Origin of the sequence: Lactobacillus helsingborgensis (genome assembly GCF_003173695.1) — a bacterium.
GTDB classification, from domain to species: domain Bacteria; phylum Bacillota; class Bacilli; order Lactobacillales; family Lactobacillaceae; genus Lactobacillus; species Lactobacillus helsingborgensis.
Genome location: NZ_CP029544.1, coordinates 907,784 through 927,806, shown reverse-complemented (window position 1 = coordinate 927,806; position 20,023 = coordinate 907,784). Strand labels below are relative to the sequence as shown.

Sequence of the window (20,023 nt, the reverse complement as noted above, 5' to 3'; positions counted from 1 at the left end):
TTATGCCTTTAGCAAATGATTTAGATAAAGTGTTAATTATTGGATCTGGTCCAACCTTAGTTGGCAAGGTTTCCGAAACTGACTTGTTAGTTAATGACGCAATCAAAGCACTTTTTGAAGAAGACATTCAGATTGTTTTAGTTAATCCTAATCCAGCAACTGTTTCTACTGACAAAAAGTCGGGATTAACCGTTTATCTTGAACCAATGACGTTGGAATTTCTTAAGCGCATAATCCGTATGGAAGAACCTAATGCTATAATTTCGGCATACGGTTCTACAACAGGTTTAAAAATAACACGTGAATTGGTTAAAGACGGTATATTACAACAAATGGGAGTTAAGTTGCTAACTCTCAATAACCAAACTCTGATGATGGACAACCATCAGAAAATGAATGCTTTTTTAACAGCTAATAATATTGAAGTTAACAAATATTGGAATTTAACTGACTTTAGAGCTGATAACTTAGAAAAACAAATTTCTGAACAAGTTCAATTCCCACTCATGCTGATCAAAGAAAATCAGTCATCTCATAATGAGCAAATTGTTTTTGAAAATCTGGTTGATTTGCTGAATTACCTGAAGAAAGAGCAACAAAAAGAGCTTTTTTCATATAGCAATTATCATTTATCTGAAGACCTTTCTACTTGGGGCGAAGTCATTGCCAATGTCATTCGTGACAGTTCCGGCAATGTTCTTTTTACTAATTTAGCAGATACTATTGAATCTGTAGGCATTAATGCTGGTGACTCGGCAACAGTAATGCCGGCTTTGACACTCAACAATGATCAAGTACAGCAAATTCGCACAATTGCTAAAAAAATTGCTAACAATCTTCAAATCTTGGGAATTTTAAATATTCATTTTGCTGTTAAACATGAGGGTACCAAGTTTGCGGTCAAAATTTTGTCAATCAAACCCAGATTAACGCGCAGTGCAATTTGGTCCAAAAGAGTAGGACTATATAGTTTAGGCTACATTGTCTGCAAAATCGCACTAGGTTATCGTTTAGATGAAATTACAGATCCGTTATCAGGATTAAATGCTGCAGTAGAACCTACTTTAGATAAAGTAGCCATTAGAATGCCTTTCTGGTCACTAACACAATCAGGTAGTAATCACTATCTTTTAGGAACAAAGATGCAGGCCAGCGGTGAAGCAATTGGAATAGGTACTAACTTTGAATCAGCTTTTTTAAAAGGCTTAGCTTCAACTGTTAACGTCAAGATGTCAATTAACGTCTTTCGCAGTGAAAAAGCTAAAGACAAGTCAGAAATCATAGATGATTTAAGACATCCCGATGAATTACATTTAATTAAGTTGTTAGCCGCAATAGCTAAAGGCTTTAATTACAATGAATTGCAGGACATTATCCATATTCATCCAGTATATTTTCAAAAGCTTGAAAATATAGTTAAAATTGCTCAGAAACTGGCCGATGAGGCATTAACGGATAATTTATTGCTTGAAGCGAAAAAAAGGGGTTTTCGCAACGTCTTAATATCTCAAGTGGCTCATATCAGTGTTAGTGCCATTAAAAAACGTCTGGAAAAACTGCACTTAAAGCCAGCCTACCAGCAAATAGATGGTACAGCAGGAACCATTAAGCCTTTGGTAAACGCATATTACGGTGCTTTTGGCGTTCAAGACGAAAGCATTCCACTCACAGCACGCAAGAAGGTGCTAGTGGTCGGTATGCTGCCTTCACAAGTTTCAGTTACGAGTGAATTCGACTATATGATTAGTCATGCTCTAGATACTTTACATAAAAATAATTATGACACTGTTTTACTATCAAATAACGACGAATCTGTTGCTATTAGTTATAAAAGGACAGACAAGGTCTATTTTGAACCAATTACAGTTGAAAGTATTCTCCATATCGCCGAAAAAGAGCATATCCAAGACGTGTTAATTCAATTTTCGGGAAAAGAAATTAACGCTTTATGTAAAAAATTGATTGAAAATGGATTGAACATCATAGGTAGCGGTGATATTAATCCTAAAGATCGAATTGAACAGATACTTAATAAGCCGTTAAAGAACTTAAACCAAAATAAGCTTTTAACCACAGTAGATAAGTCTGAGGCTAAAAAATTTATTAATGAGCATGGTTTTCCAATCTTAATTGGCGGTTTTAACAATATGGGGGTTAAACAAAAGTCTGCTGTAGTTTATGATTTACCTGCTCTTAAAAAGTATTTGCACGAAAATCAGCTTTCTAAAGTTAGTTTATCCCATTTTATTGAAGGCAATAAATATGAGATTACGGCTATATCCGATGAACAGAATGTAACTATTCCCGGTATTATTGAGCATTTAGAACAAACCGGATCTCATGCATCTGATTCCATTGCAGTTTTTAAACCACAAAATCTAGCAAAAACTGGTAAAAAGCACTTAACCGACTTTACCATTGCGCTAGTTAAACGTTTGAAAATGCGGGGCATTTTTACACTTCATTTTTTGATTGTAGAAAAGAAAATTTATCTACTTCAAATTAAGCCCTATGCGGGACATAACGTCGCTTTTCTCTCTAAAGCACTCGGTCAAGACATAACTGAGTGTGCTACAGAGGTGCTTATTGGTGGTAATTTGCCCGAATTAGGATTTAAGAATAGCCTGTGGCATTCAAATAATTTTATTTTTGTCAAAATGCCCGTTTTCTCATATATTGACTACCAAAGTGAAAATACCTTCGATTCAAAGATGAAGTCTTCGGGATCAGTTATGGGCCGAGACACTGAGCTAGCGAAAGCTTTGTATAAAGGCTATGAAGCTAGTGGTTTACGTATTCCCAGTTTTGGCACGATCTTTATTTCAGTTCGAGACGAGGATAAGAAAAAAGTGACGGAATTGGCTCAACGATTTTACCGTTTAGGTTTTAAAATAATTGCGACGGAGGGGACGGCTAATTGCTTAGCTGAAGCTGGTATCACAACGGGAATTGCATCAAAAATTAACTGTGGTTCAAGTAGTCTATTAAGTAAAATAAGACAGCATAAAATTGACATGGTTATTAACATTACTAATTTATCAGATTCTGCCAGTGATGATGCCATTAGAATAAGAGATGAAGCTCTCAATCAAAATATCCCTGTATTTTCTAGTATTGAAACTTCCGAACTCATTTTATCTGTTTTAGAATCACTGTCTTTAACAACGCAACCGATTTAACAGAAAAAGAAACGAGGATGATCTGTTCATCCTCGTTTTTATTTGATTCTTTTACTTAAAACACGTTCTTTTTCAGGAGTAACTTCGATTGAATTTTGCCCAGTATAAATTACAAAACCCGGCTTTGCGCCATTAGGTTTTTTAACTCGCTTGTCGGTCACGTAATCTACTTGAACGTGGGCTGAATTCTTAGCTTTGGAGAAATAGGCCGCAATCTCTGCAGTTTCTTTAATGTCTTCATCAGTTGCTTCACTAGATTGTAATATGACATGTGATCCTGGAATATTTTTGACATGGAACCAAATATCAGTTTTATTAGCTTTCTTCAAAGTTAACCAATCATTTTGTAAATTATTTTTACCGACCAAAACGGTCTTGCCCGATGAAATGCGGAATTTATTAAGATTTTTTTCCGTAATTTTCTTTTTGCGCTTCGGTTTTTGTGGCTTTTTCAAATAGCCTTGACTCGTTAATTCATCAGTAATTTGGTCAATATCTTGGGGTTCCGCGTTGTCAATAGCTGTTTGAATTGTATCAAAATAGTTTAAATTAGTTTGGGCAATACTGATTTGCTCCTTAACATGCTTGATTGAATCACGTAGCTTTTTATACCTAGTAAAGTACTTTTGACCATTACGAGCAGGAGAGAGTGCGGTATCAAGTTTAATTTTAATTGGTTTGTTATTGTCGTAATAATTAGGTAATTCTATTTGACTCATTCCTGGTTTTACTTGAGCTAAATTCGCATTAAGAATCTCACCCCGAATCCTATAGCCTTCGGAATTTTCTGCTTGATCCAACTGCTTTTTCAGCTTAACAATTTTCTTGGTCAGTTTATTATGCTCATTTTTAATGACACGCTCAATTTGACTAGATTTTTGTTTGACCCAGTCCTGATTTGACTGATACTGATAAAATTCGTCTAGCGCGTGGTTGAAATCAGGATCGGAAGCTTCTTTTGTTAAGTCCAAATGATACGGCAAATAAGGGAAAATTTTTCGTTTATTTTTCGGCGTTTTTAATATAAAAGCACCTTTTTTATCGAACTGGTCCATAAAAGTTTTAAAAGATGAAAATGATAAATCATCTTCTAAATAGCCCTCAAGCTCTTGGCGATCATCACGATCAAGGCCACCAAATTGCTTGGCTAATGTTGCAGGATCTGTACCAGTCGCTTTTAAATTAAATTCTGCCTCGGTAATCTTAAAACCATTAATTCCCGGGATAAGAGGAGGTAATTCATATTTTGCTTTAGGCAGCAACAAGCGCACCCGATTTTCACCAGGATTAACCCGTTTTAGCAGATCTATTATCTGTCCACTTTTTTTATCATACAAAATAACATTGCTGTGACGACCCATTAGCTCTAACGATAAAACCAGTTGAACTTGATCACCAAGTTCATTACGATTACTAAAATTAAAATTGACGATACGGTCAACGCCAACCTGATCAATCGATTGCAAGACAGAGCCTTCTAAGTATTTGCGTAAGACCATTACGAAAGTAGGGGCCTTGTCCGGATTAACTATAGCCTGCTTCGTCACATAAAAACGTGGATATTGCGCATTAGCAGAAAGCAGGAGTTGAATGTTTTTGCGTTCTTTTCTAAAAGTTAATATTAAATCCTGGGCAAAAGGCTGGTATATTTTTGAAAGCCTGCCGTTTACAACTAAAGGTCTAACACTATTTAACAGACTATGTATGAATAAGCCATCATAAGCCATAATTATCACCTCAAAACACGTTTTCTATTATACCAATTATTTGCTGATATGTATAAGGGACAAATTACATTTTGTAAACTACAAAAATGCCTCAAACTTAAAATAGAGTACTGCTATTAATATATTAATTTATAACGCATCAAAAAAGAAAACATTGCAAAAACTTGATATACTGGTAATATAGATTTAAAGTTATCACAGCAAATGTTTATAAGCTAAAATTAATAGTTACAAATATTACTATAAAAGTTAAGCACAATTGTTTCACAATTTTTAACTGCTATTCTAATATCTACTTAGCAAGCATAATATTGCTTTAATTTAGTTTATAAAATTTTTTTATGATTTATTTTAATCAGAAAAGGTAGTTAAATGGACGTTTTATCATTTAGTACAATTGCGGGCAATATCAAAAATGAGATCAGCAGAAAATGTGGGTTGAATTTGTCACAAACAAGAATATTACTGTATTTTTACCGAAATAACAACACAGCTTTAAAAATGGGGGATTTGGCTAACAAACTACAAATTTCGTTATCAACTTTAAGTAGGCAATTACAGCAGAAAAAAACTATGAGTCTAGTGACTATTAAACGTTCTGAAACAGATTCAAGTAAAACTGTTTGGTTAAATCAACATGGCCTGGCAAAAATTGAAGAATTAAGGAAGGCTCTAAAAGAAATTGAGAAGTCTTTATTACAGGGACTGTCAGACGACGAAATTAAACTTTTAAATCAGATTTTCACTAAGTTAGTTCAGAAAACTGAAAAATCAACTTCTATATAGCTGATAGTCGAAACGCCTACTTTTTTATGCTATAATTCTTTTATATTGTACAGACAAAAGCGGAAGGTAAGTTAGATGAAAATTGCATTAGTAACTGATAGTACTAGCGCCATAACAAAACAAGAGGCAGAAGAAAACCATATCATTGTTGTTTCAATTCCCATTATCATAGGTAAAAAAGAATATTTGGAAAATGTTGACATTACCTCTGACCAGCTTTTTAAAATGCAACGTGAGGGAGCAGACTTCCCCAAAACCTCTCAACCAAGTACAGGAAGTTTAATTCGCCTTTTTGACCGCTTGCTTGACCAAGGGTATGAAGCAATCATCGCTATTACACTTTCAAGTGGTATCTCGGGCTTTTATCAGACACTATGCAATATCGCAGATAATAATCCTAAATATAATTTACATCCTATAGACACCCGAATGACTGTGCGTTTGCAGGGAAACCTGGTTTTAGCAGCAGCAAAAATGATCAAAAATGGTGTTAAATTAGATAGTATTCTCGCTCATCTTGATGAAATTCGCTCAACGATTGATGAAATATTTGTTGTCAATGATCTGAATAATCTAAGTCGTGGAGGACGGTTAAGTAATGCTGGTGCTTTTATCGGCTCAATGCTTAACATTAAGCCGCTACTTACGTTTAAAGATGGTAACATAGTTGCTTTTGATAAGATACGTTCAATGAAGCGCGCATTTCTTAAAATCAAGAAGTTAACTGTGAAAAAGATTGATCAACTACCGTATAAGGACAAAATCAAGCTATTTATCATCGATTCCAATGACAGTAGTCAAGTTGCTGAAGCCAAAAATTTCTTAGAGGAGAAATTTCCTGAGCAAAATATTTCAGTCACTAAATTTAGCCCGGTAATTGCTACACACCTAGGTGAAAAATCTTTTGCAATTGGTTGGATGATTGATATTGACAAAATTGACTTAACAAAATAAAAGCAGCTGCTAAGAGCTGCTTTTTTGCTATGAAATTATGAGGTTACTAATGAAAAAATTAGATCAACTTACAAAATGGGCAGTAGAATTGCAAAGTATAGCCCAAAATGGTTTGGAATATGGTCATGACCGCTTTGACAGGGAAAGGTATGAGCAAATAAGAGAGATTGCCACCAAAATAATGGCTGTTAAGACAGATTTGCCGCTTAAGGTAGTTAAGGGTCTGTTTAGCAGCGAGGATGGTTATCAAACGCCCAAGGTATCTACCAGAGCAGCAATTTTTCAAGATCAAAAAATAATGCTGGTAAAAGAAGGTACAGATAACTTATGGTCAATGCCGGGTGGCTGGTGTGAACCAAATTTAACAGTCAAAGAAAATTGTATTAAAGAAACAAAAGAAGAAGCTGGTCATCAAATTACTGTAGAGCGCATCATTGCCGTTAATAATCACTCAACTAATATTCATCATAAAGAACAAATAGAACGAGTGATCAATGTTTGCAACGTAATCTTTCTTTGTCATGATCTTGGAGGTAAATTTGCTCAAAACACTGAAACTAAAGAATGCAAGTACTTTTCATTAACCAATCTACCAGCCTTATCTTTACCACGTAATACCCTAGAAGAAGTTAAAATGTGTTTTGCAGCAAACAATGATCCACAATGGCAGACTAAATTTGAATAAAAATTTTAAGGCTGAATTTTATTTTTAGTATATTTTTTGTTAGTTGCCATATTTTGGTCTACATTTGCTATTTTATTTAAGGCTGCACGTTGTTTTTTCTGATCAACATGCGTGTATAAGTCTGTTGCAGTAGTACCTTTTTGCCCTAATTGCTGGGCTACTAAAACCTGATCTTTGGTTACACCATATAGTTCAGAGGCCAGGGTGTGACGTAACTTATGGGGCGTAAGCGGATGCCCAAAGGCAGCCGAATATTTACTGACCATTTTCTCAATTGCACTTGCCGTAATCCGTCTAGTTTTATTATGCCAACGAGTGAGGAAGAAAGCATTCGTATTTTTCGTAGCAGAATAGCTCTGTCTACGAATTTTTTTATATGCTGTAATATAACTTAAAGTCCACTCAGCAATTGGCACACTGTCTTTTTGACCGCCTTTACGGGTGACATCAAGTGTAGCCTTCTTGAAATTAATATCTGAAAGGTCTACACCAGCACATTCAGAAACCCTTATTCCAGTACCAAGTATTAAAGCAATGATTGCCATATCTCGTTCTTTATTAATTTTGAAGCTTGGTAAAGCATGTTTGTTACAAACATGCTGATAGTCGTTTTCAATAAAGTCTAAAAATTGGTATTTTAACTTTCCGGTATACATATGTGATTCAAGCATGTGTGCACGATAATTTAAAGTTTCTATATTATTGAGTGAATCAATTTTAAGCATCACATTGCGCTCAAAATAAGGCTGTCCGTTGATATTATCTGCAGTTATAGTTAAGAATTTAAAAAGAGATCTAAGTGCATTAATTGAACGATTAATAGTGGTGGGAGAGCTTAAATTGCCCTGCTTATTTTTGACGTGACCAAGATAATTAATGTAAAGCATAATATCATTTCGCTGAAGATTTGCCAGGGTTTCTGTTGTCACATGTTGGTTATCCTTAGCATCTGAAATTCCTTCTTGGCGAAGCCAATTAAAAAAACGTCTAATTTCTGTTAAATACTGGTAAGAAGTGGCCAAGGAATGGGTAGTGCCAAAGTTATATTCTTTCACAAAATCTGGCATCTTATTTAATTCATCATCAATTAAGTTTAAATATTTTTTGGTTTCCACGTAATAAAATTCTCCTCCTAAAAATAAATCATTTTTGGTAGTCAATAGCTTGTTCCAATAAAGAATTAAGCACAACAAACATTGGCATTTTGTTAGTTAAGTTATAACCTTTATAAAAAATGTTAGGTGAATAACAAAATAAGGGTATATCAGCCATTTTTGCTAAAGGGGAGAAATGGCTGACATCACTGACAGTTATTAGTTTGATGTTTTTTTCTTTAACTAACTTGGCAATTTTTAAAGTTTGCTCTGAATCGCCGGAAAAACTAAGCATACAAACTATTAAATTGGAATAGTGGTTAAGAATATCCCAAATTTCTTCTGTATAACTGCAAAAAACCGAGTTGTTGTATACAGCGTTAAACGCATAAGTAAAATAACGCCCAACATTGCCGGTTTCACCAGAAGCACAGAAAACAACTTTTTTAGCTTTACTGAATAAGTTTATTATCTGTACTTCTTTTTTCTTGTTAATTAGCTTAACCGTATTTTCAAAGAGAATTCTTTGAGAAAAAGCCTGACTGCCTTCAGAGAATGTATCTAAATTATATTTCAGTTCGGTATATCCTTTATAATTAAGCTTTTTACACAACCTAGTAATAGTATTAGGTACTACTGAAGTATTAGATGCCAAACAGGTTATGGACATGTTCTTGACCTGACTTCTATGCGCAAGAATATAGTCGCAAATATATTCCTCTGAATCTGTTAATTCATCTTCATGAGCCTGATAAACTTCTTTAAAACTTAGCATTTTTACAACTCCTTTCTCAAGAAACTTTTTAAATCTTAATTCAATTATGTGTAATTTTACACATTGGGTCAAGGAGAAAAAATAAAAAGGTTGCACTTTTAACAAAAAAGCAATCGCTTTCAAAATTCGTATTAAGATAAAAATGAAATCAATAAAAATAATATATTTGATTGATTTCATAGGTTTTGAGCTCAAAAAAATAAGGTTACCAAGTTAAAGTTTTTAATTAACAAACAGGAAGGGTATGTTATGAAAAGAATTTTGATTTTAGGAAGCAGTGGGGGCAATTTATACAATCTTGGAGGAAAAGATCCAAAAAGTCTTTTAGAAGCCGTAGTTAGACAGGTGCAATCAACCACAGAAACGGAAATAGCAGCAATACAATTCGTTGCTGTAGATGCTTCTTTAGATTTCGCTAAACCGACCACTGCAGCACATTTATGGTCATGGAATGGACAAGAACCAGTAATTATTGCTGAGGGCACTTTAAAAGAAATTGATAAAGTTGCCCAAGAGCATGATCAAAAAATGGCAGATTTAATAGATTCTAATCAGGTTGATGGCTTAATACTAATGAGCGCTGATCCCGCAGGAACGAATAAAAAGGCGATCACTGCGGCAATTAAACATCATATTATTGCTGCTGGAACTGGCGGCACATCTATGTCCAATGCGCAAAAAATGGGTCTGGATGTAGTTGCTGTATCTGGAACTACAGGTACAACTAATGAAACCCGGGCAGTAAGCGCAATGTTTGCTTTAACCAAAAAATGGCAAATTAAATATTCACCCTTAATTGGTGGAACTGATAAAAACAATAACGGAGCTAATCAAAATATTTGGCAAAATATTAGCTTACGCGGAATTTTAATGGCGTGTTTGCCAGCTTTTATCACTATGGCAATCACACTTTTAATATCCAAGATACCCGGTATTCCCAAGTCGACCAATGCGCTTTTTGACATTATGCTGAACGGTTTACCGGTGATAATATCAGCCGTTGCCGCCAAACAAATATCTGGCTTGAACGATATTGCTATTTGCGCCGGCGTGATCGCTGGACTCTTTTCAACAAAAGGTGGTCTGATTGGCGGAATAATTTGTGGTATTATGGCCGGAATTTTGGTCAGTGTCATTTTTAAAAAATGTTTACAATGGCATTTCCCGGGAACAACAGCAAATATTTGTGCAGGATCATTTGCCGGGTTAATTTCTGGTTTAACAGGTTACTATTTAATTGCTCATTTATCGGCAAAATTGGGCGATTTTTTACAATTTATTTTAAATACCGCGATCGCAATTAATCCTATTTTAGCAGGGGCGGTTGCGGGTTTCATCATTTTCCCAGCCATATTGACAGGCTGTTACCACGCGATATTTCTACCTTTAATTATGTTACAAATGTCTAAATATGGTAGCAGTTTCTTAGGTGCGATTGACATGTGCTCTTTAATAATGGTTGCTACAGGAATAAATCTGGCAAACGTCCTCTATCCCCAAAAACCAAGTGATAGAGCTTTAGCAGTCCCAGGTTTATTATAAATCTACTTTTTGGAACGTATGCCGAATCAGTTTATCCTTTTATTCTTTCAAATAAATTGGAAATGATTGGCACGTTAATTTGTTCAACTCTTGCAGGGTGCGTCGTAGGCCTATTTAACGTGAGTGGTACCGCTTATGTGCCATCGTTTTTAGGACCCGCAATGTCGAATAATTGGTTGGGCTTTTTACTTGCAATGCTAACGGGTATTGTATCTGCATTCATAATGGTTTTGTTAATTAACAAACTCGAAAAAGGCAAACTCTCGTAGCCAAAAAGATTGAACTCAAAATCGCATGGTGTTTATTATTCAAATTTGCAAATATTTAGGAGGAAATTATGATAAAACAGGACATGAAAAATAAAATGGAGATAGCACGACAAAAGGTTGAAAAGGCCATCGAAAAAGACAATGGTACCACGTTAATGAGTACTGGCATGACTGGTGATGACGCACGACTAGCTAAAGCAGCGGTTGCAGGGGGAGCAAAAATTTTAGAAGCAAACCATCCCGCAGTTACTTTAGCAAGAGGCCTCGAGGGTGTTTCAACTATGGGAGACGCCGAATATGTGCGGCACGAACTGCCATTAAAAAGTATGCTTGAATGTGTGAGGGGAGTGCGCGCAGTTGTCGGACCGGATATTTATTTAACCGTTGGTTTTCCTGGAAGTTTTACAGAAAGAGAGCCCATTCCACTGACAAGTGAAGATTTTCGTCAATTGGCTTTAGCAGGTGCAGATGGTGTTCATTGTCACAAATCTAGTTTAGCCGATTTAAAAGATGTTGTTACTTTAGCACATGAGAACGGTTTACTGGTTGATTCTTATATCGGTAAAAAATCAGATCTACACCAATTTGGTATTGGTGCCGAAGATATTACAGAAGTGAAAAAAGTTGCTTTAGCAATGCAAGAAATTGGCGCCGACTTTATTGGTATGATGACAGGAATGAGTTATGAAGGCGTCGCTGCAGGAGAGATACCTCAGGAAATTAAAGACCGTTTGCAAGCATTGATTGAGACGGTTTCAGTTCCTACATTCGCTGAAAGGGGAATAAATGAAGTCAATGTGAAAGCCTTTAAAAATACTGGAGTAAATGTGGTGACAGTGGGGACAGCAATGGATGACTATGCAGAAGGGGCGATTAAATCAGCGGTAGCAAAATTTATTAATCACCAATAAAATTAAAGTATATTTTTAATTGAAATGCACCTTGTTAAGTTGAGGTGCATTTTTGGTATTTAAAATATAAATCAAATTATCTTTCTTTAAAATTATAGTTTTAATGAAAGCAATTTTTAAAAATAGCTAGTTAAAAGGCTTTTCAGCAATTAAATTTATTCTGCTTTCATATATCACCTTTAAGCACGATTTAGTAAAAACAAAAACTAAACTACATCATTACCATGATCTGCTTCACACAGTATTGTTTCAAACTCTAAGTTTTTAAGTCGTATTAACCTAAAAGGTATGAAAAATTTAATTTAGGTTCCAGGCATATCAAAAATAGGCACTTGTAATTTAAGAAACACGAGATGAAGATTTAAGTTCATTATGTGATTAGTCATACGTAAAACTAATTTAAAATCGTTTAAAACTTCGTCGTCAACAACTTTGAAATAAGTACCTCTATTTGAAGTCTATCTTAAAGTTTAATATTACTTTACATAATATATATTATACGAAGTTATATCGCACCTTAGAGCTTATCAGATTTGCGGCCCCTGCTTGTATTATTCTTCAATTACTTTTACCAAAGAAATACGAAACTAAAAATTTATACTTGTTTGGTAATCAAACTATTTTTACCAGAATAAAGCCAAAATTTAATCCTTTGACAAAAATTGTATTCAAAATATAATTGAACTGTTATGCTTAAAAAACAAAGTCTTGCTATTAAATTATAGTCTTTTAAGGTTTGCTCTTTTATTTACTTATTTAAAATAACCCTCAAAAAATGTAAAAATATAAATAAAAGCGCTTTCTATAATAACTAACTATATGAACCACAGATTTTTTTAGATAACTTTTTAAGTAATCTCGTATATGCAACTACGACAAGCAAATACACGCTTTGATAGAATATTTAACGTTATTTCCTTTTTCATTTTAGTTTTAATTAATTGGTGCTTTTTTATTTTAATTTACCAAAAAATAGCTTACAATACTATGTGGGGTATAGTTTAAAACATTTAGTTTGAGTAGAAATTTGTCAAAAGCAAGTGTTTTATTCATTATTATTTTGTTTTATTGTTCACTTCTATAATTAATCTGTTATTATAGAATATGGAATTATTTTTTTGAAAGGGTTGAATTTATTCCATGAGTATAAATTTAGGAAAAGAAATATGCCGTAGGCGGCGTGAACAAAAGTTGACTCAGGAGGATCTCGCTGAATTAAGTGATTTATCAGTCAACTTTATTTCACGTCTTGAACGTACAAAAAACCAAAATATTAGTATTCAAAAGCTTGACTCAATTGCTAGAGCCTTAAATACTACTACACCAGATATTATCATGAATGCTTACCGCTTTAAGGAAGTTAAAGTTGAAAACCATCAAGATAATACTCCTGTATTTATTAAGAAGGTTCTTAATGAACTTAGAAAAATGTCACCTGACAAGGCCGAAAGAGTATGTAAATCATTCATTATTTTGGCTAAAGAAATCAATAAAGATTAAAAAAAAGCACGAAATAGAAATTCTATTTCGTGCTTTTTTAAATTTAAATTACTTGAATGCGTCTGTCAATGGCGGCACTACTTGTTTCTTTCTTGAAACTACTCCTGGCAAACTGATTTCTGAATCTTTGACAGAACCAAATGCTTTTTCAAATGAAGCTAGTGCATCATTTGAACCTATAACTAATGCAGTTGAATCTGAGTCGAGTACATTAGTTATAAGCAGCATAAATAAATCGTAACCAGCAGAATTTGCTGAATCGCTCATGGCTTTCAAGAACGCATCTTTACGTTCTAAGGCTTCTGGTAAATCAACTACATTGATCTGGGCAACGCGAACATTTTTACCATTAAGGTCGAAAGACTTGGCGTCCAAATCAATTAGTTCTTCTTCTGATTTACTTGCAATATTAGTACCAGCTTTAAGTTCTTCCAAACCATATTTTTCATAGTCAACGTCAGCAATCTTGGCTAGTTCTTTTACTGCTTCCCTATCCTTTTCAGTTGTAGTAGGAGATTTCAATAGCAAAGTATCTGAAATTATCGCAGATAACATAATTCCAGCTATATTTTGGGGAATTTCAACTCCAAAGTGCTTGTACAGTCCCAGCATAATTGTACTTGTGCAACCTACTGGTTCAGCCAAATAGAATAACGGCATACTGGTATCAAAATTCATAATTCTATGGTGATCAACCACATGAGTAACAGTAACTTGATCAATATCCGCAACACTTTGTTGAGGTTCATTATGGTCAACAAGCATTACTTTTTTAACTTCATTTGCTGCTGTTTTTATCACTCTAGGTGCCTCAAAGCCAAACTTATTTAAAGCAAAAGCAGTTTCGTCATTAGCTTCACCTAAAGCAACAGCTTCTGTGTTATACCCTAATTTATTTTGTAAATAAGAGTAAGCTATCGCTGTACCAATTGCATCTGTGTCTGGATTTTGATGACCAAAGACTAATTCTTTTTCCATTTATTCTCCTCTATTTCTTCTTTTATAAAAATATACTTATATCATAGTTTAACCAATAATGCTTAAGTAACCAAGAGTATTTTTACACGGTTAAATTCATTTAAAAATTATACTCTATACTAGATATTAGCTTAAAAAGTTCTTCAATTCGACTAAAAAGTTCTTGATTCTGGGAACGTCTTTTTTACCCTTACGGTAAATAAACGAAATTGAAAACTTTTGAACACCCTTTAAAAAGACTGGGGTCAGAGTAATTTCATTTTTGTGTAATTGAAAATATGAATCGCTCACAACCGTATCATATTTAGTTTCTTGTGCAGTCGCCACTAACTGCTGAGTGGAAGTAAAAGTTAGGGGTACTTTTAAACCATTTCTGGTATTTAATTTACTACCCAACTTTCCTTTTAATAATTGAGTTAAATAAAAGTCGTCAGGATAAAGAACCCACTTTTTGCCTAAAAATTTAGAAACAGGATAGGCCTTCCCTACTTCCGCCTGATTATCATGGGTTAAGATTGTCAATTTATCCTGAACAATTTTCATTTGTTCGTATTGATTCTGAATGTTTGCTTGGCTTTTCTTAGTTGTTTCAGGCACATACAACAAAGCTAAATCAATTAAATTATTGTCGAGATTATACCAAAGGTCTTTGCGATTATAGTAGGAAACATTAATAGTAATATCTGGAAATTTTTGGTTAAATTTAACCAAAAAATGTCGCAGAATGTCAGAATTAACACTTTCCAAAACGCCAATAGCAATATGCCCTTTATCTTCTTGAGTAAATTCTTGAATATCGCTAACAACAGAATTTACAGTTCCAAGAAGCTTGATTGCACCGGTTTGTAATTGCTTCCCAGCTTCAGTAAGGTAAAGTTTTTTGCCCATTTGACCGAACAAAGGAGTTCCGATTGCATGCTCTATCTTTTTTATTTGTTGAGTTAATGCAGGTTGAGTAATACCAAGTATTTGAGCAGCTTGAGTATAATTCATGGTATCGATTAATTGCAAGAAATAATGTAAGGACTTGGTTGATAGTATTGTTTCTGTTTTAGGCATAAAATTATTCCTTCTATCTTAACAATTATATAGCTCTATTTATATGCTATTATTAATCAAAAACCCCTTTGTGTCAAAGTAATATTAAATTTTATCAAAGTGCTTTCATAATTTATTTATATCATTAAATAAATTAAAATTTATTCTGCACTTAACGGCTTTCCCAATCGTATATTGACTGGTACCCCATCACTCGTTGTATCAATTACAAATGAACCATTTGAATATCTATCACTAACCGGATACTCATTAGTTAACACTTTAATTTTTCTCTTGCTTGTAGTAGTAACAAATAAGGTATGATCCTGACCATAAGCTGTAACTGCTGCAATACGATGTGGTTTAGTCTTTAATTCTCTTAGTACTAAAACACCCCGTTTAGCCCGTGTTACCTTATTGATCAGATCAGCTTTAAACTGCTTAAAGGCACCTCTTTGTGTAATTAAACCAATATGCAGCAGATCAATAAATTCTGGATTTACTAAAACATAGGAAACTACAAAGTCTTCAGCTTTAAGATTGACTGATTTAACTCCAAAAGATTTAGCACCAGATTCAGGTACTTCGCTAATATCAAAACGAATTGCATAAGCATTATGGGTAAATAAAATGATTTCTGCTGCACTATCAGGTTTAACTAAACCAACACGAATAACTTTACTATCGGCTTTTTTCATTTTCATAGCTGTGATAGCTCGTGAACGGTAAGTTCTTGTAGGTTGAAGGTTACTTAAACTCAGCTGCTTAATATAGCCGTCATTAGTAGCCAGCAAGAAATTAATATTTTGGTCCAGCTCAGCAAAATCAAATACGCGAATGATGTTTTCATCATCATCCAGCCCTATTTCTTGAGAAAGGTGCTGCCCTGTTTCTTTCCACTTAGCTTCAACCAATTCACTTACTGGACGATAAATCACATTTCCACGACTAGTAAAAAGATATAAATTAGTCAAAGTAGAGAGTGTTTTTTCAAACACTACATCATCCCCGCCCGGCAAACCATTATCTTCATCATCGCTTGACTGCCATGAACGCAGAGAAGACCTCTTTAAATAACCATCCCTACTTATTAACACCCGCACTTGTTCATCAGCAACCAGTGCTTTTTCGTCAATTTGAATTTTGGCATTTTCTGAAGAAATTTCCGTCCTACGAGGATTGCCAAATTCTCTTTTTACGACAGATAATTCTTTAACTATTTCTTTTTCCAGTGTCTTCTGGTTAGAGAGTAACTCCTTAAAACGCGCAATCTTCTCGTTTAATTCTGTCTGCTCTTTAACTAACGCATCAACATCTGTATTAGTTAATCGATATAACTGGAGAGATACAATTGCTTCCGCCTGTCTAGCAGAAAACTTAAATTTTTCAGACAAGTTGGTCTTAGCTTCTGCTTTATTTTTAGAAGCCCTAATTACCTTGATAACTTGATCCAAAATATCCATTGCGTGAATTAAACCTTGAATTATCTCAAGCCGTTCTTCAGCTTTATTTAGATCATACTTTGTCCTCTTAGTTACAACATCTTTTTCATGTTCTAAGTATGAAGACAAGATGTGTTTCAGACCAACCTGCATTGGTGTCATGTGATCAATAGCAACCATATTGAAATTGTATGATACCTGCAGTTCAGTATTTTTAAAGAGATAATTTAAAATATTTTGTGCATCAGCACCCTTTTTAAGTTCGACTACAATAGATAATCCATGTCTATCAGTTTCATCACGCACTTCTGCAATGCCGTCAATCTCTTTGTTTAAGCGGATTTCATCCATTTTTTTAACCAAAAGAGCTTTGTTAACAGCAAAAGGAATTTCCGTAATTACTATTTCTTCGCGGTGACCCCTTATTTCTTGAATAGTCGACTTTGCGCGTACCTGAATGCGGCCGCGACCAGTTTCATAAGCTTCACGTAATCCTTTTTCTCCTAAGACAATAGCCCCTGTCGGAAAGTCAGGACCTTTGACAAATTTCATCAGGTCATCTAAATTCGCAGCCGGATTTTTCAGCAAATAAATAGTAGCGTCGATAACCTCAGAGAGATTGTGAGGTGGAATTTCGGTAGCATATCCTGCTGAAATACCGGTAGAACCATTAACTAACAAATTGGGAAAACGAACTGGTAATACTGTAGGCTCGTACTCGGTATCATCGAAATTAAGTACCATATTAACGGTGTCTTTATCAATATCTTGCAGCAACATGTTTGAAATCTTGCTTAAGCGCGACTCGGTATAACGCATAGCTGCAGGACCATCCCCGTCCATAGAACCGTTATTACCGTGCATTTCTATTAATGGTTCGCGCATTTTCCAATCTTGAGAAAGGTGAACTAAAGCACCATAAATTGAACTGTCACCATGAGGATGAAAATTACCCATGATATTACCCACAGCCTTAGCTGCCTTTTTAAACGGTTTATCATAAGTGTTATTATCCTGATACATAGCATATAAAATTCTGCGCTGCACAGGTTTTAAGCCATCACGAATATCCGGTAAGGCACGTTCTTGAATTATATATTTAGAATATCTGCCAAAGCGCTCACCCATAACTTGTTCAAGCGGCATTTCACGAATTCGCTCTTTAGTTGCCATTAATCAAACCCCTATTCATTTTCTTCCTCTAAAATTGAAGCATTTTCGCCCATTCTGAATTTAACGTTTTCTTCAATCCATTTTCTACGCGCTCCCGCCTTGTCACCCATTAATGTAGTCACACGGCGTTCTGCTAAAGCAGCATCATCAATCTTAACGCGGATCAGTAATCTGGTTTCAGGATCCATGGTTGTTTGCCATAACTGTTCGGCATTCATTTCACCAAGTCCTTTAAACCTTTGCAGGGTATATCCCCGACCCATTTTCTTTTCATCAGCTGCTAATTCTTCATCGGTCCAGGAATATTTGACCTGCGCTTTTTTGCCTCGCCCTTTTTGCAAGCGATAAAGGGGCGGCAGCGCAATATAAACCTTACCGTGTTCAATCATTGGTCTCATGTAACGATAGAAAAAGGTAAGCAGAAGTATCTGAATATGGGCACCATCGTCATCGGCGTCCGTCATAATAATTACTTTATCGTAATTTGAATCTGCCACTTTAAACTCAGTCCCAACACCCGCACCAATCGTGTAGATCATAGTATTAATTTCTTCGTTTTTAAAAATATCTTGCAATTTAGCCTTTTGGGTATTTAAAACTTTACCCCGTAGAGGCAAAATAGCTTGAAATCTACGGTCACGGCCCTGTTTTGCTGAACCACCGGCGGAGTCACCCTCAACTAAGAATAATTCATTTTTCTTAGGGTTGCGTGATTGCGCTGGTGTTAATTTACCGGAAAGAACCTCTTTTTTGCGTCTTTTTTTTCCGTTTCGACTTTCGTTGCGGGCTTTTTTGGCAGCTTCACGGGCATCCCTGGCTCTTTGGGCTTTTTTAACCAGTTCCTGCGCCAGTTCGCCTTTTTCCATTAAGTAATAAGACATTTTTTCATAGACAATAGCATCAACTACTGACCTAGCCTGAGGAGTACCCAGCTTACCCTTAGTCTGACCCTCAAATTCCAATAATTCTTCTGGAATTTTAACTGATAAGACAGCACTTAAACCTTCGCGGTAATCAGAACCGTCAATGTTTTTATCTTTTTTACTGAGTAAGCCTTGTTTTTTGGCATAATCGTTAAAAGCGCGGGTGAAACCGCTTCTTGCACCCACCTCATGGGTACCGCCGTCTGCTGTACGAACATTATTTACAAAGGAAACCAGATTTTCAGAATAACTGTCGCTGTATTGACCACTAAATTCAACTTCAATTTCATCTTGTTTGCCGGCAAAATAAAAAACATCATTCAGAGTATCTTTACCTTCATTAAGGTAGGAGACGAAGGCTTTAATGCCATCGTCATACTTGAAGTCATCGTGATGCTCCGGCTCACGTTCATCGGTTAAAACGAACCTGACGCCTTTAAGCAAAAAAGCCGATTCACGAATACGTTCTTGAATAGTTTCATATTTATATTTAATGGTTGAAAATATCTTTTCATCTGGTTTGAATGTAATGGTCGTACCTGTTTTTTCTTTAGTCTTTCCTAAACGTTTTAAAGTCCCAATGGGATGACCACCATCTTTAAATTCTTCTTCGTACTCTACACCATCACGCACGACTTTCACATCCATGTAACTGGAAAGAGCATTAACAACGGAAGAGCCCACACCGTGTAGACCACCGGATGTTTTATAATTTTGCTCGGTAAATTTACCCCCAGCATGCAAGACAGTTAAAATAACTTCAATTGTCGGTTTACCTGATTTATGCATCCCAGTTGGCATACCGCGACCAAAATCGCGCACGGTGACGCTATTATCTTGATGAATTGTAACGTCAATTTCTTTACCGAATCCGGCCATTGCTTCATCAACCGAATTGTCTACGATTTCGTAGACTAACTGATTCAGTCCGTGTACATCGGTTGAGCCGATATACATCCCCGGCCTTTTCCGCACAGCTTCCAAACCGTGAAGAATCTGAATCGCTGAATCATCATAAGAATTCGTTTTTTTACTTGTTTTAGTCAA

The 20,023-nt window shown here is 35.2% G+C and carries 14 protein-coding genes; 7 read left to right on the top strand and 7 right to left on the bottom strand.

Going from position 1 to position 20,023, the window contains the following annotated elements; all coding sequences use genetic code 11:
* Positions 1–2 precede the first annotated feature (2 nt).
* Complete coding sequence (locus DLD54_RS04395; protein ID WP_109918370.1) at positions 3–3,179, top strand: carbamoyl-phosphate synthase large subunit; 3,177 nt, start codon at positions 3–5, stop codon at positions 3,177–3,179.
* Positions 3,180–3,217: 38 nt separating this feature from the next.
* On the opposite strand, the gene DLD54_RS04390 is transcribed toward DLD54_RS04395, so the two are convergent.
* On the bottom strand, positions 3,218–4,906 hold the full coding sequence (locus DLD54_RS04390) for an Rqc2 family fibronectin-binding protein (protein ID WP_109918369.1): 1,689 nt from the start codon (positions 4,904–4,906) through the stop codon (positions 3,218–3,220).
* A 372-nt stretch (positions 4,907–5,278) separates the two neighbouring features.
* Between DLD54_RS04390 and DLD54_RS04385 the strand changes: the two genes are divergently transcribed.
* The 3 genes from DLD54_RS04385 to DLD54_RS04375 all read left to right on the top strand — a co-directional run bounded on the left by DLD54_RS04385 (position 5,279) and on the right by DLD54_RS04375 (position 7,331).
* The gene (locus DLD54_RS04385; protein WP_109918368.1) at positions 5,279–5,692 is read left to right on the top strand and encodes a MarR family winged helix-turn-helix transcriptional regulator; all 414 of its coding nucleotides are present in this window, start codon (positions 5,279–5,281) and stop codon (positions 5,690–5,692) included.
* A gap of 75 nt (positions 5,693–5,767) precedes the next feature.
* The gene (locus DLD54_RS04380; protein ID WP_109918367.1) at positions 5,768–6,646 is read left to right on the top strand and encodes a DegV family protein; all 879 of its coding nucleotides are present in this window, start codon (positions 5,768–5,770) and stop codon (positions 6,644–6,646) included.
* 49 nt (positions 6,647–6,695) lie between these two features.
* Entirely contained in the window at positions 6,696–7,331 is a 636-nt protein-coding gene (locus DLD54_RS04375; RefSeq protein WP_109918366.1) for an NUDIX hydrolase, read from the top strand.
* Between the two features lie 5 nt (positions 7,332–7,336).
* On the opposite strand, the gene xerS is transcribed toward DLD54_RS04375, so the two are convergent.
* Both xerS and DLD54_RS04365 read right to left on the bottom strand, forming a co-directional pair.
* Positions 7,337–8,446 carry a tyrosine recombinase XerS gene (xerS, locus tag DLD54_RS04370; RefSeq protein ID WP_109918365.1) on the bottom strand — a complete coding sequence of 370 codons (1,110 nt, stop codon included), beginning with the start codon at positions 8,444–8,446 and terminating at the stop codon, positions 7,337–7,339.
* Positions 8,447–8,474: 28 nt separating this feature from the next.
* Positions 8,475–9,200 (bottom strand): MurR/RpiR family transcriptional regulator, encoded by a 726-nt coding sequence (locus tag DLD54_RS04365; RefSeq protein ID WP_158593320.1) that lies wholly within the window; start codon positions 9,198–9,200, stop codon positions 8,475–8,477.
* A gap of 249 nt (positions 9,201–9,449) precedes the next feature.
* Here DLD54_RS04365 and DLD54_RS04360 point away from each other — a divergent pair, with 249 nt between their 5' ends.
* From DLD54_RS04360 to DLD54_RS04350, 3 genes are all read left to right on the top strand, one after another.
* Positions 9,450–10,742, top strand: coding sequence for a PTS sugar transporter (locus DLD54_RS04360; protein ID WP_199692038.1), 1,293 nt, complete (start codon positions 9,450–9,452; stop codon positions 10,740–10,742).
* Positions 10,743–11,079: 337 nt separating this feature from the next.
* Positions 11,080–11,922, top strand: coding sequence for a beta/alpha barrel domain-containing protein (locus DLD54_RS04355; protein WP_109918363.1), 843 nt, complete (start codon positions 11,080–11,082; stop codon positions 11,920–11,922).
* Positions 11,923–13,062: 1,140 nt separating this feature from the next.
* Entirely contained in the window at positions 13,063–13,422 is a 360-nt protein-coding gene (locus DLD54_RS04350) for a helix-turn-helix domain-containing protein (protein ID WP_034979176.1), read from the top strand.
* Between the two features lie 48 nt (positions 13,423–13,470).
* Here the strand turns inward: DLD54_RS04350 and DLD54_RS04345 are convergent, their stop codons facing one another.
* The 4 genes from DLD54_RS04345 to parE all read right to left on the bottom strand — a co-directional run bounded on the left by DLD54_RS04345 (position 13,471) and on the right by parE (position 20,023).
* Entirely contained in the window at positions 13,471–14,400 is a 930-nt protein-coding gene (locus DLD54_RS04345; protein ID WP_109918362.1) for a manganese-dependent inorganic pyrophosphatase, read from the bottom strand.
* Between the two features lie 126 nt (positions 14,401–14,526).
* A complete protein-coding gene (locus DLD54_RS04340; protein WP_038522558.1) occupies positions 14,527–15,459 on the bottom strand; it encodes a LysR family transcriptional regulator in 933 nt (310 codons plus the stop codon).
* A 140-nt stretch (positions 15,460–15,599) separates the two neighbouring features.
* Positions 15,600–18,053 (bottom strand): DNA topoisomerase IV subunit A, encoded by a 2,454-nt coding sequence (gene parC / locus DLD54_RS04335; RefSeq protein WP_109918361.1) that lies wholly within the window; start codon positions 18,051–18,053, stop codon positions 15,600–15,602.
* An 11-nt stretch (positions 18,054–18,064) separates the two neighbouring features.
* A complete protein-coding gene (parE, locus tag DLD54_RS04330; RefSeq protein WP_109918360.1) occupies positions 18,065–20,023 on the bottom strand; it encodes a DNA topoisomerase IV subunit B in 1,959 nt (652 codons plus the stop codon).

Excerpts from the sequence above, each read along its gene's own strand:
- DLD54_RS04395 (WP_109918370.1), top strand. The coding sequence starts at position 3 with ATGCCTTTAGCAAATGATTTAGATAAAGTGTTAATTATTGGATCTGGT.
- DLD54_RS04390 (WP_109918369.1), bottom strand. The coding sequence starts at position 4,906 with ATGGCTTATGATGGCTTATTCATACATAGTCTGTTAAATAGTGTTAGA.
- DLD54_RS04385 (WP_109918368.1), top strand. The coding sequence starts at position 5,279 with ATGGACGTTTTATCATTTAGTACAATTGCGGGCAATATCAAAAATGAG.
- DLD54_RS04380 (WP_109918367.1), top strand. The coding sequence starts at position 5,768 with ATGAAAATTGCATTAGTAACTGATAGTACTAGCGCCATAACAAAACAA.
- DLD54_RS04375 (WP_109918366.1), top strand. The coding sequence starts at position 6,696 with ATGAAAAAATTAGATCAACTTACAAAATGGGCAGTAGAATTGCAAAGT.
- DLD54_RS04365 (WP_158593320.1), bottom strand. The coding sequence starts at position 9,200 with ATGCTAAGTTTTAAAGAAGTTTATCAGGCTCATGAAGATGAATTAACA.
- DLD54_RS04360 (WP_199692038.1), top strand. The coding sequence starts at position 9,450 with ATGAAAAGAATTTTGATTTTAGGAAGCAGTGGGGGCAATTTATACAAT.
- DLD54_RS04355 (WP_109918363.1), top strand. The coding sequence starts at position 11,080 with ATGATAAAACAGGACATGAAAAATAAAATGGAGATAGCACGACAAAAG.
- DLD54_RS04350 (WP_034979176.1), top strand. The coding sequence starts at position 13,063 with ATGAGTATAAATTTAGGAAAAGAAATATGCCGTAGGCGGCGTGAACAA.
- DLD54_RS04345 (WP_109918362.1), bottom strand. The coding sequence starts at position 14,400 with ATGGAAAAAGAATTAGTCTTTGGTCATCAAAATCCAGACACAGATGCA.
- DLD54_RS04340 (WP_038522558.1), bottom strand. The coding sequence starts at position 15,459 with ATGCCTAAAACAGAAACAATACTATCAACCAAGTCCTTACATTATTTC.
- parC (WP_109918361.1), bottom strand. The coding sequence starts at position 18,053 with ATGGCAACTAAAGAGCGAATTCGTGAAATGCCGCTTGAACAAGTTATG.